The sequence below is a fragment of the Vitreoscilla massiliensis genome (assembly GCF_001457815.1).
Classification (GTDB): Bacteria; Pseudomonadota; Gammaproteobacteria; order Burkholderiales; family Neisseriaceae; genus Vitreoscilla; species Vitreoscilla massiliensis.
Map to the genome: position 1 here is coordinate 182,492 of NZ_LN898221.1, position 13,770 is coordinate 196,261.

At 50.2% G+C, this 13,770-nt stretch carries 18 protein-coding genes; 6 read left to right on the forward strand and 12 right to left on the reverse strand.

Annotated features, from left to right (window positions below; genetic code table 11):
* The 3 genes from BN3003_RS12430 to BN3003_RS12440 form a co-directional block, all read right to left on the reverse strand.
* A complete protein-coding gene (locus BN3003_RS12430) occupies positions 1–450 on the reverse strand; it encodes a PTS sugar transporter subunit IIA (RefSeq protein WP_058356991.1) in 450 nt (149 codons plus the stop codon).
* Between the two features lie 93 nt (positions 451–543).
* Positions 544–1,428 (reverse strand): 4-hydroxybenzoate octaprenyltransferase, encoded by an 885-nt coding sequence (gene ubiA, locus BN3003_RS12435; protein ID WP_058358044.1) that lies wholly within the window; start codon positions 1,426–1,428, stop codon positions 544–546.
* On the reverse strand, positions 1,421–1,927 hold the full coding sequence (locus BN3003_RS12440; protein ID WP_058356992.1) for a chorismate--pyruvate lyase family protein: 507 nt from the start codon (positions 1,925–1,927) through the stop codon (positions 1,421–1,423). The genes ubiA and BN3003_RS12440 overlap by 8 nt, the downstream gene beginning before the upstream one ends.
* Positions 1,928–1,983: 56 nt before the next feature.
* Here BN3003_RS12440 and BN3003_RS12445 point away from each other — a divergent pair, with 56 nt between their 5' ends.
* The 3 genes from BN3003_RS12445 (at position 1,984) to BN3003_RS12455 (ending at position 3,626) form a co-directional block, all read left to right on the forward strand.
* Complete coding sequence (locus tag BN3003_RS12445) at positions 1,984–2,451, forward strand: SixA phosphatase family protein (RefSeq protein WP_058356993.1); 468 nt, start codon at positions 1,984–1,986, stop codon at positions 2,449–2,451.
* 184 nt (positions 2,452–2,635) lie between these two features.
* Positions 2,636–3,220 carry an HAD family hydrolase gene (locus BN3003_RS12450; protein WP_058356994.1) on the forward strand — a complete coding sequence of 195 codons (585 nt, stop codon included), beginning with the start codon at positions 2,636–2,638 and terminating at the stop codon, positions 3,218–3,220.
* 142 nt (positions 3,221–3,362) lie between these two features.
* Positions 3,363–3,626, forward strand: coding sequence for a hypothetical protein (locus BN3003_RS12455; protein ID WP_058356995.1), 264 nt, complete (start codon positions 3,363–3,365; stop codon positions 3,624–3,626).
* Between the two features lie 100 nt (positions 3,627–3,726).
* On the opposite strand, the gene BN3003_RS12460 is transcribed toward BN3003_RS12455, so the two are convergent.
* The 4 genes from BN3003_RS12460 to argH all read right to left on the reverse strand — a co-directional run bounded on the left by BN3003_RS12460 (position 3,727) and on the right by argH (position 7,736).
* Positions 3,727–4,974: an NAD(P)/FAD-dependent oxidoreductase gene (locus tag BN3003_RS12460; protein WP_058356996.1), complete on the reverse strand. Its 1,248-nt coding sequence runs from the start codon at positions 4,972–4,974 to the stop codon at positions 3,727–3,729.
* 407 nt (positions 4,975–5,381) lie between these two features.
* Positions 5,382–5,732, reverse strand: coding sequence for a hypothetical protein (locus tag BN3003_RS12465; protein WP_058356997.1), 351 nt, complete (start codon positions 5,730–5,732; stop codon positions 5,382–5,384).
* Positions 5,733–5,767: 35 nt separating this feature from the next.
* Positions 5,768–6,115, reverse strand: a complete 348-nt coding sequence (locus tag BN3003_RS12470; protein WP_058356998.1) for a hypothetical protein — start codon at positions 6,113–6,115, stop codon at positions 5,768–5,770.
* A gap of 241 nt (positions 6,116–6,356) precedes the next feature.
* Positions 6,357–7,736, reverse strand: a complete 1,380-nt coding sequence (argH, locus tag BN3003_RS12475) for an argininosuccinate lyase (protein WP_058356999.1) — start codon at positions 7,734–7,736, stop codon at positions 6,357–6,359.
* Positions 7,737–7,787: 51 nt separating this feature from the next.
* Between argH and BN3003_RS12480 the strand changes: the two genes are divergently transcribed.
* A complete protein-coding gene (locus BN3003_RS12480; protein WP_234333069.1) occupies positions 7,788–8,768 on the forward strand; it encodes a sensor histidine kinase in 981 nt (326 codons plus the stop codon).
* 185 nt (positions 8,769–8,953) lie between these two features.
* On the opposite strand, the gene BN3003_RS12485 is transcribed toward BN3003_RS12480, so the two are convergent.
* Positions 8,954–9,478, reverse strand: coding sequence for a cytochrome b/b6 domain-containing protein (locus tag BN3003_RS12485; RefSeq protein WP_058357001.1), 525 nt, complete (start codon positions 9,476–9,478; stop codon positions 8,954–8,956).
* Between the two features lie 152 nt (positions 9,479–9,630).
* Between BN3003_RS12485 and rlmB the strand changes: the two genes are divergently transcribed.
* Positions 9,631–10,389, forward strand: coding sequence for a 23S rRNA (guanosine(2251)-2'-O)-methyltransferase RlmB (gene rlmB / locus BN3003_RS12490; RefSeq protein WP_058357002.1), 759 nt, complete (start codon positions 9,631–9,633; stop codon positions 10,387–10,389).
* Positions 10,390–10,517: 128 nt separating this feature from the next.
* Here the strand turns inward: rlmB and BN3003_RS12495 are convergent, their stop codons facing one another.
* Together BN3003_RS12495 and BN3003_RS12500 are read right to left on the reverse strand one after the other, a co-directional pair.
* Entirely contained in the window at positions 10,518–10,763 is a 246-nt protein-coding gene (locus BN3003_RS12495; RefSeq protein ID WP_147645433.1) for a hypothetical protein, read from the reverse strand.
* Positions 10,764–10,837: 74 nt separating this feature from the next.
* Positions 10,838–11,743: a LysR substrate-binding domain-containing protein gene (locus BN3003_RS12500; protein ID WP_058357004.1), complete on the reverse strand. Its 906-nt coding sequence runs from the start codon at positions 11,741–11,743 to the stop codon at positions 10,838–10,840.
* Positions 11,744–11,838: 95 nt separating this feature from the next.
* Here BN3003_RS12500 and BN3003_RS12505 point away from each other — a divergent pair, with 95 nt between their 5' ends.
* Positions 11,839–12,450: a LysE family translocator gene (locus tag BN3003_RS12505; RefSeq protein WP_234333070.1), complete on the forward strand. Its 612-nt coding sequence runs from the start codon at positions 11,839–11,841 to the stop codon at positions 12,448–12,450.
* 46 nt (positions 12,451–12,496) lie between these two features.
* On the opposite strand, the gene BN3003_RS12510 is transcribed toward BN3003_RS12505, so the two are convergent.
* Positions 12,497–12,970 (reverse strand): DUF3592 domain-containing protein, encoded by a 474-nt coding sequence (locus BN3003_RS12510; protein ID WP_058357006.1) that lies wholly within the window; start codon positions 12,968–12,970, stop codon positions 12,497–12,499.
* 253 nt (positions 12,971–13,223) lie between these two features.
* The gene (locus BN3003_RS12515) at positions 13,224–13,763 is read right to left on the reverse strand and encodes a hypothetical protein (protein WP_058357007.1); all 540 of its coding nucleotides are present in this window, start codon (positions 13,761–13,763) and stop codon (positions 13,224–13,226) included.
* Between the last annotated feature and the right edge of the window lie 7 nt (positions 13,764–13,770).

Below are 13,770 nucleotides of genomic sequence, written 5' to 3' on the forward strand. Positions count from 1 at the left end.
TTATTCTGACATTAAGATGTTTTGAACCGCTTGTTTGTCAGTGGCTTGCAACAATTGTTCGCGCACCACTTTGGATGAGAAACGACTGGCCAAATGTGACAACACTTCCAAATGCACACTGTTAGAGCCTTCTGGCACCAACAAAGCGAAAATCAAGTTCACAGGCTTGCCGTCAGGGGCATCAAAACCGATGGGCTCAGCGGTGCGGATGAAAGCGCCAATCGGGCGTTTCAGGCCGGCATAGCGACCATGCGGGATGGCCACGCCTTGACCCAAGGCGGTTGTACCCAATTTTTCACGCGCAAACAGACATTCAAACACGTCACTTCTGGCCATTTCGGCTTTGTTTTCGATCAACAAGCCAATTTGTTCAAACAAGCGTTTTTTACTGCTAACCGGTAAATCCAAGACGATGTGGTCGAGAGGCAAGATTTCGCCTATCACATTCATTACCATTTTTTTCCACTTTCTTTACGATGCGTGTCGGATTTTACGCGGTTAATGGCGCCGCGACAATGTTGACTTTAGGGCAAAAAACCGCTATCACGACCACCAATAATGCAAGATTAAACCCAAGCAAATCACCCAACCAATGCGGTTATTTTTCAAAAAGATTTCAAAGCATTTTTGACGGTCACGGCCTTTGATTTGCGTGTATTGCCAGCATTGCATGGCCACCGCAATCAACAAAGACAACCAATACGGCCAAGTGGCGTCTATGTCCCAGCCAACGATGGCCATCAACACAATAAACACCGCATGGCACAACATCACCGCATTGACGTCTTGCTCACCAAAGGTAATCGCTGAGGTTTTGATGTTGCCCAATTTCAAATCGTCTTCTTTGTCTGCCATCGCATAACAGGTGTCGTAAGCAATGGTCCACATCACATTGGCGCTGAATATCAGCCATGCCAATGCTGGTACGGCATTGGTTTCGGCGGCAAACGCCATCGGCACGCCAAACGAAAACGCAAAACCCAAATACAGTTGCGGAATCGGGAAAAAGCGTTTGGTAAATGGATAGGTCACCGCCAAAAACACTGCTGGCAAACTCATCCACCACGTCAAGGTATTCAGTGGCAACAAACACAACAGCGACACCAAACACAGCCCCGCCGTCAACAACAAAGCCTCTTTCTTGCTCACCTGCCCCATTGCAAACGGTCGACCTTTGGTGCGCGCCACCGCGCCATCAATGTCACGGTCGGCAAAATCGTTGACGACACAGCCGGCGCTGCGCATCAAAAACGTGCCCAAGGTAAACACCAACACCATCAGCCAATCAGGGCTGCCATCGGAGGCGATTAACAAAGCCCAATACGTCGGCCACAACAGCAATAAGGTGCCTATCGGTTTTTCCACCCGCATCAAGCGGCCATATACCTGCAGTTTTTGCTGCCAATTCATTTTTTGTGTGTCATTCATCATGTGGTTTTAATGTGGGTAAAAAGCTTTCAATCAGCAATAAAGGCGCGGCCTGTAAATAAAAACACGAGCGCCGCGACACAATGATTTCATCGCAGGGATTGGCCGGATGCTCTGGGCTCAAATAGGCAAATTCAAACTCAGTGCGCCTGAGCGGCAATTCATACAAGCGCATGCCCAAAGGCTGGGTGCCACAGTCCATGATTTCATGCCAAGCCGCATCATCGCCAGCGCAGACGCTGCGCGCCCAAACCACCGTCTGCTGCTGCAAACACAAACCCACTTCCCTACTGTAGCCCTGCTCTGTGGCAATGTAAACCTGTTCATCATTTGCCACAACACTGTGTCCCAAATGCAGCAATTCTACCGAGAATTGTGGGCATTTGGCTTTCAAGGCCAAAGTCAGCGGGATGGCCTGTAATATGTCGGCAAGATAAGCCGTGTTATCATCTAAACTGAAGCCGTTTTCGAGCGTCAGCCAAGTATCTAAAGGTTTCATGACGCGCATTATGCCCATGCAAACAAGGCAACGCAAACCCCCAATTTGGAGCAATCATGGATTTGATTTTATGGCGCCATGCCGAAGCCCGCGACGGCAGTCCCGATTTGGAACGCCAACTCACGCGCAAAGGCAGCCAGCAAGCCAAGGAAATGGCTGAGTTTTTGAATCTGCATCTGGCCAAAAACACGCTGGTTTGGACCTCAGAAGCCAGCCGCAGCATCCAAACCGCCGCTTTTTTAAACCGCCCCAGCAGCGTACAGGCCGCCTTGAACCCCACTTGCAACAGCAGCGATATTTTGCCGCTGTTGTTGGCACAGCACAAACAGCCATTGCTGGTGGTCGGACACCAGCCGTGGCTGGGCGAAATTTGGGAACATTGCATGAGCGGTGGTGTGGCGCACAGCGATTATTGGAGCATCAAGAAAGGCGCGTTTGTGTGGCTGAAATTGAAAATGCAAGCCGAGGGTTTGGATTGCAAATTGGTGGCAGCGCTGGCGCCGGCGTTTTTAGGGGTCATCTGAACACGGGCTTGGTGTTTGCATTAAAGCAAACCGAATAAGCTGATGATGGGATAAACCATCTTACGCATCAATCTCATACACCAAGCCTCTCCAGTACTCAGCGGCCTGTAAACTCTGTTCATATACTCATGGCGTAGTTTCGCATTGCCAGCGTGTTTACAGGCCGCATCATCAAGGACGCAATATGTTGATATGGCAAGAGCAAACCATTGCTGCGGTGGTGTTTGATGCCTTTGGAACCGTCATCCACTATCCGGTCAAGCGCAACCCCTATGCTTTGTTGCGCCACCACTGGCACAGCGAACAAGGTTTTAAACACGCATGTTTGACCCAAAACATCGCCTTGCCAGATTTATTGCGCCAGTTGCAGCTTGAACATTTGTGGCCACAGATACAGGCGATGTTGGCCGAAGAACGCGCCCATCTGGCCTTGTTTCCCGAAGTGTTGACGGTATTGCAGCGCTTAAAACAGCTGCAAGTCAAAACCGCAATATGCAGCAATCTGGCGCACGCGTATGGCGAAGACGTGCGGCGTTTGTTACCCGATGTCGATGCTTCTTTGCTCAGCTATGAAGTCGGCCATGCCAAGCCGGAAGCGGCGATGTATGCGGCGGTAGAACAGCAATTGCAAGTGCCCAAAGAGCAGATTTTGTTTATTGGCGATACCCAACGCTGCGATGAAACCGGCCCGCGTGCTTATGGTTTTCATGCGCAGTGGCTACAGCGCGATTTGGGACAAGATTTGCAGCAGTTGGTATTGGAGCAATAACAGCGCTGCCCAACCAAAATAAAAAACCAGTAAGACCGCATTGCGCCCTATTTCACAGCCATTGCTGGTCAAGCACATGGATTTTGACTTAAACCATCCCTAATACACTCAAACCTCCATCGCCATGATTAAAGAAACACGCATGCGCAAACACAAGAACATCTTCCTAATGGGTTTGCTGTTGCTTATCGTGGGCTTGCTCTTGAAATTTGCCCTGCCAGACAGCAATGCCAACAATCTTGCCATCGCCACGCAAGCGCAAAGCGCACAAGAGGCGGCAGCAGCCATCGCGAGCAATAATCAAGGCGATGTGTTAACCCGTTCGATAGCGATGTTTTTATTGGGTTTGGGCGGCGTTTTGACCGTGGTCGGGGGCTTAAAACTGTTAACGGGTAAGTCTGCTTAAGTGCTTAACCACTACACTGTTTTAGAGGCCTCATCCATACAAAAGCGGCCTGTAAATCGTTTACAGGCCGCTTTTCATGCTTATTTAGCTTGTACAAGCATTATTTCTCAAAACGGTTGGCCGCGAACGGTTGTGGATTCACATAGGTTGCGTGGCCTAACATCATTTGTGACAACAGTTTGCCAGTGGCAGGGCCTAAGGTAAAGCCTTGGTGGGCATGGCCGAAGGCAAACCACAAATTGCTGTGTTTGTGCGCAGGGCCGATGACCGGTTTCATGTCGGGCATGCAAGGGCGATGGCCTATCCATGCTTTGTCTTCGACTGCTGTGGTCAAAGGCAGGTATTCACGTGCTTTTTTCTCCACATCGTCCAATTGGCGCTCATCAGCTGGCGCATTTTGGAAGGTGAATTCCGCACCGGTGGTGATGCGGATGCCGGCCGCTTTCGGGCCGATAACATAGCCGCAATCATAATCGAGCACGCTGTGGTTCAATACCTTGCCGTCGGCAATGTGGTAATGCTTGTGGTAGCCGCGCATCGGGAACAATGGGTAATCGTAGCCCAAGCCTTTTAACACATCGGCAGACCAAGGGCCGGTGGCCACCACCAAGTGTTTGGCGCTCAAACGGCCTTGGTCGGTATTCACCTGCCATTCGCCATTTTCTTGTTGCATATTGTACATTTGGCATTGTTTGAACTCGCCGCCTGCAGCAACAAAGTTTTCCGCATAGGCTTTGACCAAAGCGCCAGGATTGGTGACTTTCCAAGTGTTTTGCCAATGGATACCACCGACGAACAACGACGTGTTCAAATCCGGTTCCATTTCACGCACTTCATCCATATTGACCAAACGCGATTGCACGCCATAAGAGCGCGCCAATTCCGCTTCGGCAATGGCTTTGGCATAGGTTTCGGTGGTGCGGTGCAATTGCAGCCAGCCGGTTTTGCGCACCAAATGCTCGGCATGCGCCGCTTGCATCATTTCATCGTGGGTTTCGGTGCAATGTGCTATCAGTGTCGACCACTCATCCACCACGGTTTTGAAGCGTTTTGGATCTGAGTAATACCAGTATTGCATCAACGGATGTTTAAAATGCCACAAAGCAGCAGGACGGTAGCGGATGTCCAAATTGTGATTGGGTATGACTTTGAAGATGTCTTTCACATCGCGTGGAAACGCATGTGGAAACACCGCTTCACGCTGGATTAAACCGGCATTGCCGTAAGAGGTTTCCTCGCCCGGCTGTTTGCGGTCGATCAAAGTCACTTGCATGCCCTGCTGTTGCAAATGCCAGGCCACAGACACACCCACCATCCCTGCGCCAATGACGATTGCTTGTTCGCTCATTTTAATACCCTTGCTACATGTTTCTCTTGTTGATGAAGTGACGTCACACTGATGATGACTGTCGGTGCGCTATTATAGCGCCGACTGCCGCTCAAATAGTGAATTTATGCAGTAAATTTTAAAATAATTTAGATAATACAATGCAAAAATGAAGATTAAAAGATGATTTAACCATACATTCACATATTTACAGCCGATTCTGAAATATTTTTATGCTTGTTTAAGCTGCCAGTTCGCCAGTTCTCGTAAGATGTCAACAGCGGTGTTTTGGGATATGGAAAGTGTAGCACTACATTGTGGTGGCTAATGGAGTAACAGTTTGTTGTTATCAAAATGGTTTCATTGTTTGAAATGCAAATCAGCATACATAAGCGGCCTGTAACATTTACAGGCCGCTTTTCATCATTTTAAGTGCTGGATTTGTTTGCTTGGTGCTTATCCAAATAAAACTTCATGCCTTGGCTTTTTAAATTGAATTTGGCGATACCGCTGTTATTCGTGCCCACCCAAATATGTTCCTCGTCCAAAACGGCAATCGAATTCGGTTCCATGCGGTTGTAGAAAAAGTAAAAATAGCGCTGTCCTACGCCGTCTTTTACCACATACAAGCTGTTGTTGCAGATGATGTACCACGCTCCTTGATAAGACACCACGTCCACTGGGGCGCTGTCTTTGATGTGCAATACTTCTTGATAATCATATCCTTGCTCGGTGCTGGTTAATTCAAACAAACCACCTTCGTAGCCATCCAAGTGCATGCTTGCTTCTAAGAAATACAGTTTGCCATCGAGAGTCAAATCTTTTTGAAATTGCCATATTGCGCTTCTTTGATTTTTAAAGGTGGATTTGAGGAACCATTTGCTTGGAAATACAATTGTGCGCCCCATTCACCCCGATTGTTAAAAATCAACTGACCATTGGCGACTGGATAAGATTGAGGCTGCGTGTTTCCCACACTGATGTACAAACGCCCCGCTTGATTTTCTACCCGATAAGGGGTGCGAAACTTGCTCAATGCGATGGCAGACAATCGCCATTGCTGCACTTCGGCACTGTTTTGCATGCTACTGGGTATCGGCGGTAATGGATAATGTTCAAATGAGTAGGTGATTTGCGCTTGAGCAGTTTGCCCGCTAGCCATAGGGTTCTCAACAGCATGGGTTTGAACAAGGTTTAAACGCTCAGGGACTACCGCACAAGCCGCTGTATTTAATATTATCACAATGCCGACTATGCCTATAAACCCTGTGTGCATGTGCTTATGCCCTTATGTAACAAAGGCTTCAGCATAGCAACAATGCCCAATGAATACAAACCCATAACAAAGCGGCCTGTAAACTGTTACAGGCCGCTTTTTAATCACTGAGATTGCTTACAAAACCTTAAGCAATCACCTCACGCCAACGGGCGATTTGGGTGCGCACTTGTACCGGTGCGGTGCCGCCGATGTGGTTACGGGCGTTCAACGCACCTTCTGGGGTCAGGTGTTCAAACACGTCTTCGGCAATCAAGTCGCTGAATTGAGCCAAATCGGCAAACGCCAATTCGCTCAAGTCCACGCCTTTGTCGTCGGCAAAGCGCACGGCGCGGGCCACCACTTCGTGGCTGTCGCGGAAAGGCATGCCTTTTTTGACCAAATAGTCGGCCAAGTCGGTCGCCATCGCAAAGCCTTGCATCACGGCAGCGCGCATATTGTCGGCTTTGACGGTCACGCCGCGCATCATGTCGGCGTAAATGCGCAAGGTGTCGACCAAAGTATCTACGGTGTCAAACAACGGCTCTTTGTCTTCTTGGTTGTCTTTGTTGTAAGCCAAAGGTTGTGATTTCATCAACACAATCATGCCCATCAAATGGCCGACCACACGGCCGGTTTTGCCGCGCACGAGTTCTGGTACGTCGGGGTTTTTCTTTTGCGGCATGATGGAAGAACCGGTGCAGAAGCGGTCGGCGATGTCGATAAAGCCCACGCGTGGGCTCATCCACAAAATCAATTCTTCCGACAAACGCGACAAATGCACCATCACCAAGCTGGCGGCGGCGGTAAACTCAATCGCAAAATCGCGGTCAGACACGGCGTCCAATGAGTTTTGGCAAATTTGTTCAAAGCCCAACAATTCGGCGGTAATGCTGCGGTCGATGGGGTAAGTGGTGCCGGCCAAAGCCGCTGCGCCCAAAGGCATGCGGTTCACACGCTTGCGGCAATCGACCATGCGTTCAAAGTCGCGACCCAACATTTCCACATAAGCAAGCATGTGGTGGCCAAAGCTTACTGGTTGCGCCACTTGCAAATGGGTGAAACCTGGCATTACCACATCGACGTTTTGTTCGGCCAAATCCAATAAAGACGCTTGTAAGGCCTTAATCAAGTCTTGAATGATGGTGATTTCATCGCGCAACCACAAACGGATGTCGGTCGCCACTTGGTCGTTGCGCGAACGACCGGTGTGCAAGCGCTTGCCCGCATCGCCGATTTTATCGGTCAAGCGACGCTCGATGTTCATGTGCACGTCTTCCAAATCCAACGACCATTCGATGTTGCCAGATTTGATATCCTCAATGATTTCGGCCATGCCTTGTTGGATGGCTGCCAAATCTTGCTCAGACAGCACGCCCACACGTTTGAGCATTTCGGCATGCGCCAATGAGCCGTCGATGTCCCATTTGGCCAAGCGTTTGTCAAAATCAATCGAACCGGTGTATTTTTTCACCAACTCTGATACGGGTTCATTGAAACGACCTGACCAAGTTTTGTTATCATGCATGCTGTTTATCCTGCGAAAGTTTAGCTAAAAATGGCCATTATACGCCAACCTATGACCCTATTTGCAGTGCCTGACTTCAGAAATTTGAGTCTTATTTTGCGTGTGTTTGTTTCGGTGTCGATTTTGCTGCTGCTTTTGCCGCTGCTCAGTGCCGATAACCAGCAAGATTATTACACGCAAGCGGTGACTTTGGCGGCGTGGGTAGCGCCCTTCGTCATCATCACTTTGACGGTGTTGCTCTTGTGCATGCGGTTTGTGCTCAACCATGCTTATGATACGGTCATGGCTTGGGCCATCACCATGGCGTCTTATCTGTTTTGCGCCATCTTGTTTCAGTTTCCAAGCGAGGCGTGGTTTGCCGACATGATTTTGATTTCGGTATATGTATGGGGCTTTATGCATTACCACGCCATTTTGCAACGCGCCTTGTCCCCTGCTTTAAGCGAGGCCAAGTTGGCCGCCTTGACCGCGCGCATCCGCCCGCATTTCTTGTTCAACAGCTTGAACGCCGCCATTGCCTTGGTGCGCTCGCGCCCAGCCGAAGCGGAAATGGTGTTGGAAAACTTGGCCGATTTGTTTCGAGCGCAATTAAAAGACGGCAATCAAGCCAGCACTTTGGGGCGCGAAATCGAGTTGGCACAAGGCTATTTGGCCATCGAAACCATACGCATGGGCCATCAGCGTTTGCAGTCTATGTGGTATGTCGATGCGCCTGAGCAAGCGGAAGTGCCACATTTATTGTTGCAGCCTTTATTGGAAAACGCGGTATACCATGGCATAGAACCATCACACCGCCCCGGTGAAATCAGCATCAGCATCATCAAGCGCCAAGACTGGATTTACATCCGCATCGACAACCCCTTGCCAGAAGAAAGCAACAAAACCAAGAAACGCCAAGGCAACCAAATGGCACTGGCCAACCTGTCCGACCGCCTCACCTTGATGTACGACGCCGATGCCACCGTGCGCAGCAGCAAACAAGGCGACATCTTTCGCGTCGACATGCGTTTGCCGTATCGCAAGGCGGTGTGAGGGTTGTTGCAATGGTTTTAAATGAGCCAGTTACTGCAACACAGCGAATACATTGGGCTTGCACTTGAACGTCTGCTTGAACAAGTCAGCCACTGTGTATAAACACTGTATATAAATATGTAAAAGCGGCCTGTAACAAATTTACAGGCCGCTTTAATTCCATTCTTTGAGCTATTTTGAGGTCTTTATTTCACCTTCTTACGCCCCGTAAACATCGCCCCGACCAAATCCGATTTGGTGATGATGCTCATCACAATCACCGCCAACACATGCAAGGCCACCAAGATTTGTAACACAGTCACCAAGGTTTCATGCACGTTTTCTGGCCAGTCTTCCATGTAATACGGCGAGTCTATGGTTTGCGCCCAACCGCTGAAGCCCAAGCCCAAAATCACCGCGATTAAGGCAAAAATCATCAGCGCGCCCAAGGCATTGTGTCCCAAATAGTCTTCTTTTTCGCGTTTTACCAAGGCACACAAATGCGCTTTGATTCGCTTCGGAGTGGGGAAAAAGTCGCTGAAGCGCGCGTATTTGCTGCCAACAAAGCCCCAAACAATGCGCAAAACCACCAAAGCCACGGCGCTGTAGCCGACATACTCGTGCACGGTTTCACCCTTGGCGGTAAAAAACAAATTGGCGGCAATCAGGCCGACCAAAGCCCAATGAAACACGCGTACGAACACGTCCCACACCATTACTTTTTGCGTCATCTCCACTCCCTTGGCTGCAATTTCATCATCATTAAGCCATGATAACACAGGCGTGCACACACACTATTGCGCCAAATGAACAGACAAACTGGCTGCGACCTGCCGCGCCGTCTGTGCTAACATGCGGCCTGTAACGATAAAAGGAAACACCCATGGCCAATACGCGCCTGATTTTTGGCTTTCACGCCGTCAATGCCCGCTTGTGGCAAAACCCCAAATCCATCACCGAATTGTATGTCTTAGATGGCAAACAAGATGCGCGCATGCGCGATGTGCTCGACAAAGCTGGCGCGGAAAACGTGCGTGTGATTTTGGCCGACATGGACAGACTCAATACCTTGAGCAAACACGCGCGCCACCAAGGCGTGGTCGGCTTTATCGACGCATCGAAAAACCATGTCGATTTGGACGATGTGTTGGAAAATCTGAATGAGCCGCCGTTCTTGTTGATTTTGGACGGCATTACCGACCCGCACAATTTGGGTGCGTGTTTGCGTGTGGCCGATGCCATGGGCGTGCATGCGGTGATTGCACCGAAAGACAAATCGGCAGGTCTCAATGCCACCGTCAGCAAAGTCGCTTGTGGCGCCGCCGAAGTCGTGCCTTACATCACCGTCACCAATTTGGCCCGCACCATGCGCCAATTGAAAGACGAGAATATTTGGATTGTCGGCACTGCCATGGATGGCGACGCCGATTTGTACCATTACGATGTGCCGCAAGCGGTGGCGTGGGTGATGGGCAACGAAGGCGACGGCATGCGCCGCTTAACGCGCGAACATTGCGATGCACTGGTGTCGATTCCCATGTTCGGCACAGTCGAAAGCCTAAACGTATCGGTCAGCTCTGGCATGGTCTTAAGCGAAACCCGCCGCCAACGCGTGTTACAGCAAGAGCGCAGCAAAGCATAGCCTCTGTTTTACGCATGGATGACATGCAATTCATACAGTTGCAAACACTTACAGGCCGCTGAATGCGGCCTGTAAGTGTTTAACTGTTGGTAATTATCAACAATTTGTATCTTACCTCTGCATTCCAGTCAAATATTCTCTCGGGCATAGGATATAAATGTTCCATCTCCTGAGTCTATGTAAATCCTATCGCATTTTGGGCAAGAATATAAATTCGTACCGAACTCAATTAATCCCTCATTCAAAAGTTCAACTGATGTTTTATTTGTATTAGGAAATTTTTCATTTTGTTCGATTCCATCCAGAATGGCAGCAATATTTTTTTCTGAGATTACCACTGATTCAGAATCGCTCCAGAGTTCAGAGAGGTTCATAATATAACCGCAAAGGCATGTAAATTTAGGCATATTCTTGTTTTCTCTTTCTGTAAAGGTTTGACTGCTACTGACTATACTTTACGCACAAGCTTCATTTTAAAAGCATACGTCAGCGTCTCTCCCATCTCCTCCCGCAACCACGCACCAAACTCGGCAGTTTTGGTGTGCGTGCTGATGTCGTTGCTGCTGAGCAAGTAATAGCTAGAACCGTCGGCCGTAAAAGGCTGCTCGGCCTGTAAAATATGTTGGTCTAGTTCATCGGCCACCATAAAGAGCGATGCCATGGCGGTGCCCATACCGGCGATAGCGGCCTGTATCGCCAGATAAAAATGTTCAAACGTGGTACTGGGCATCGCGGCATAAGCATCCGCGACTTCGGCATTTTGCTCATGTTGCTGTGCCAACCATGTCTTCCAAGCGCTGGCGCGGCTGTTGCTGTGCAGGCGCAACGCTTTGTGTTCGCCCGTTCGGCTCACCGGTGCCATGTACTCATCCGCCAATTTGTGTGCCTGCACATGCTTGGGCCAAGCAAAATCGTTGCGCCGTATCGCCACATCCACATGTTGCCCAGCAAAATCCACCGCCCCACCCGCGGCCAAAATCACCACATTCCACTGTGGATGGCGGCGTTTGAACTCTGGCAAACGCGGTATCAACCACTTCATCGCCAGCGTTGGCTCACACGACACGCGCAAATCGCTGTCTTGCTGTTTGATGTGCAGCAGCGCTTGTTGCAAGGCGCGGTATTGCACCTCGCATGCGCCATACAAGTGTTGCCCTGCCACATTCAACACCAAATACCGCCCTTGTTTGACAAACAAAGCCGTGCCCACCGCCGCTTCCAAGCCTTTGATTTGCTTGCTCACCGCGCCGGCGGTGACATGCAAACACTCGGCGGCGGCGTCCAAACGCCCCAAGCGCGCGACGTGGTAAAAAAATTTCAGCGCCTGCCACGGCAATTTATCAATACTTTCCATATGCTCAACTTTATGCGACCAATATTCGCTATTCACCCCGAGTATTTTCACACAAAATCGTGTTTAAGCCTATTTTGATTGAGCATAAGGAAAGTATGATGCAGGAGTTTTATGTGGTGTTGGCGGTAACGCTATTGGCGGTGGTGAGTCCGGGGGCAGATTTTGCCATGGTCAGCCGCAACAGTTATGTGTACGGACGCATGGCCGGCGTGAGTACTGCCGTTGGCATCGCGGTGGCGATTTGGCTGCATGTGGCCTATGCTGTGCTCGGTGTTGGGCTGTTGCTGCAGAACACGCCGATGTTGATGCAAGTGGTGCAAACAGTGGGCGCGCTGTATTTGGCCTATATTGCGTGGCAAACATGGCGACAGCCGCCGCTGTTGCCTGACAGCGACACTGATAACAGCCACAGTAAATCGACGTGGGCAGCGTTTAAAAATGGCTTGGTTTCCAATGCCTTGAATCCAAAAACCACGCTGTTTGTGTTGAGTGTGTACAGCCAAGTCGTGCGTGCAAACAGCGCACTGTGGCAATTGCTCGTTTATGGTGGGCTGATGTCGTTGGCACACTTGCTGTGGTTTGCGTGGGTGGCGGTGGCTTTGTCGCAAGCGCGGGTGCGGCGCTGTCTGCTCAGCAAACAGCGTGTGGTGAACCGTGTGATTGCGAGTGTGCTGCTGCTGTTGGCTGGGGTGTTATTGTGTGCTTAAGGGATATTTACAGGCCGCATATTTCATCTATTAAGCGGCCTGTAAACTAAATCGGGATGCGCATCACCACTTTAAGCAAGACCCACAGCAATAAGGCCAGCAACGCAAACATTGCAAAACCTGCGGCCAAGGTGTAATACAGCGGCGCCATCAAGGCGCGGCCACCGCGCTGTTGCAATTCCATGTGGCTGGGCGTGTGTGGGTCGTACAAAATTTGTACGGTGTCGCCGACTTTGACCGGCGCTGGATTCATGCCGGTATGGGTGCGCGAGCGCATGACAGTGCCATTGGGCAGGCGAAATTCAACCACGGTAAACGCCGCTCCGCGATGGTATTGTTGGTCGCGCCGCTCTGCATCAGAATTGTGCCACTGCACTTCCACCACCACACCGGCTGTGGCCGTTGCCCGCCGCTCAAATTCACGGTAAAACCGCCCTATGCGGCGACCTTGATAAAACATCAACACGGCCGCCGTCAGCAACAGCAGCACCACCAACACCATTAACATCGTGAAGCCCATGATGTCACCTTTAGCTTGAACACTCAGTTGCCACTGTAAACTCAGCCTGCTACTGCTTCCAACAAGATGTTTGCAAACGACTGTTTGCGAGGGCTGAAAGGCAGTGCGGCTATGCTTACAGGCCGCATATGGCTACACAAATGCGGCCTGTAAGCATGCAACACAGTCTATAAGCTTATGCTGAGTGCGCCCCATAAAGTTAACGCAAACGTGCCGCCACTTGTCCACCAATATAGCGCTGAAAATCAGGTTGTTACTGGCGGTAATATGCATTCCAATAGCTGAGCAAATGGCTTTGCGTTTGCTGGTAAAAACGCGGATTTTCAGCCAGAAAACCCGTCCATGCTTGCGCATAAACCGCATTGTTCAACAGCGGTGCCAACAGATACACAATCGCCGCCACATACTCGCCAGCCAAACGCAGCAGATGCGGTATGGCAAAATCGGGCATAGTCTGTTGCAATAACAAACGCAATGCGTGTTCGCGCACATGGCCATTGTGGTGGCGGTTGTACATACAGGCGAGAATGGCGCGTTCAGCATCGGTATCAACGTCGCCAGCAAGATGTTTATTAGCAAGATATTTAAGAGGAGATGCAAAGAAATACACGCGTTCAGGGATGTTGAGGCAAGCACTTGCGAGGCTGATTTGAAAACTGTCGATGCTACTTTTACGGGGATGGGCGCGCAACGTCGCTTGCAAACGCTGACACACATCCGGCACCTCGGCCTGTACGCTCGCGGGAAAAGCGTTACACCACAATGTTAGCCACGACTCGCATGAGCTGGCCATAGGCAGC

Coding starts and splice junctions, on each gene's coding strand:
- BN3003_RS12485 (WP_058357001.1), bottom strand. CDS start 9,478: ATGACGCAAAAAGTAATGGTGTGGGACGTGTTCGTACGCGTGTTTCAT.
- BN3003_RS12510 (WP_058357006.1), bottom strand. CDS start 12,970: ATGGGCTTCACGATGTTAATGGTGTTGGTGGTGCTGCTGTTGCTGACG.
- BN3003_RS12440 (WP_058356992.1), bottom strand. CDS start 1,927: ATGAAACCTTTAGATACTTGGCTGACGCTCGAAAACGGCTTCAGTTTA.
- BN3003_RS12500 (WP_058357004.1), bottom strand. CDS start 11,743: ATGGAAAGTATTGATAAATTGCCGTGGCAGGCGCTGAAATTTTTTTAC.
- ubiA (WP_058358044.1), bottom strand. CDS start 1,428: ATGAATGACACACAAAAAATGAATTGGCAGCAAAAACTGCAGGTATAT.
- BN3003_RS12450 (WP_058356994.1), top strand. CDS start 2,636: ATGTTGATATGGCAAGAGCAAACCATTGCTGCGGTGGTGTTTGATGCC.
- BN3003_RS12430 (WP_058356991.1), bottom strand. CDS start 450: ATGAATGTGATAGGCGAAATCTTGCCTCTCGACCACATCGTCTTGGAT.
- BN3003_RS12460 (WP_058356996.1), bottom strand. CDS start 4,974: ATGAGCGAACAAGCAATCGTCATTGGCGCAGGGATGGTGGGTGTGTCT.
- BN3003_RS12505 (WP_234333070.1), top strand. CDS start 11,839: ATGATGCAGGAGTTTTATGTGGTGTTGGCGGTAACGCTATTGGCGGTG.
- BN3003_RS12445 (WP_058356993.1), top strand. CDS start 1,984: ATGGATTTGATTTTATGGCGCCATGCCGAAGCCCGCGACGGCAGTCCC.
- rlmB (WP_058357002.1), top strand. CDS start 9,631: ATGGCCAATACGCGCCTGATTTTTGGCTTTCACGCCGTCAATGCCCGC.
- BN3003_RS12465 (WP_058356997.1), bottom strand. CDS start 5,732: ATGCACTTGGATGGCTACGAAGGTGGTTTGTTTGAATTAACCAGCACC.
- BN3003_RS12455 (WP_058356995.1), top strand. CDS start 3,363: ATGCGCAAACACAAGAACATCTTCCTAATGGGTTTGCTGTTGCTTATC.
- argH (WP_058356999.1), bottom strand. CDS start 7,736: ATGCATGATAACAAAACTTGGTCAGGTCGTTTCAATGAACCCGTATCA.
- BN3003_RS12515 (WP_058357007.1), bottom strand. CDS start 13,763: ATGGCCAGCTCATGCGAGTCGTGGCTAACATTGTGGTGTAACGCTTTT.
- BN3003_RS12495 (WP_147645433.1), bottom strand. CDS start 10,763: ATGAACCTCTCTGAACTCTGGAGCGATTCTGAATCAGTGGTAATCTCA.
- BN3003_RS12480 (WP_234333069.1), top strand. CDS start 7,788: ATGACCCTATTTGCAGTGCCTGACTTCAGAAATTTGAGTCTTATTTTG.
- BN3003_RS12470 (WP_058356998.1), bottom strand. CDS start 6,115: ATGGCTAGCGGGCAAACTGCTCAAGCGCAAATCACCTACTCATTTGAA.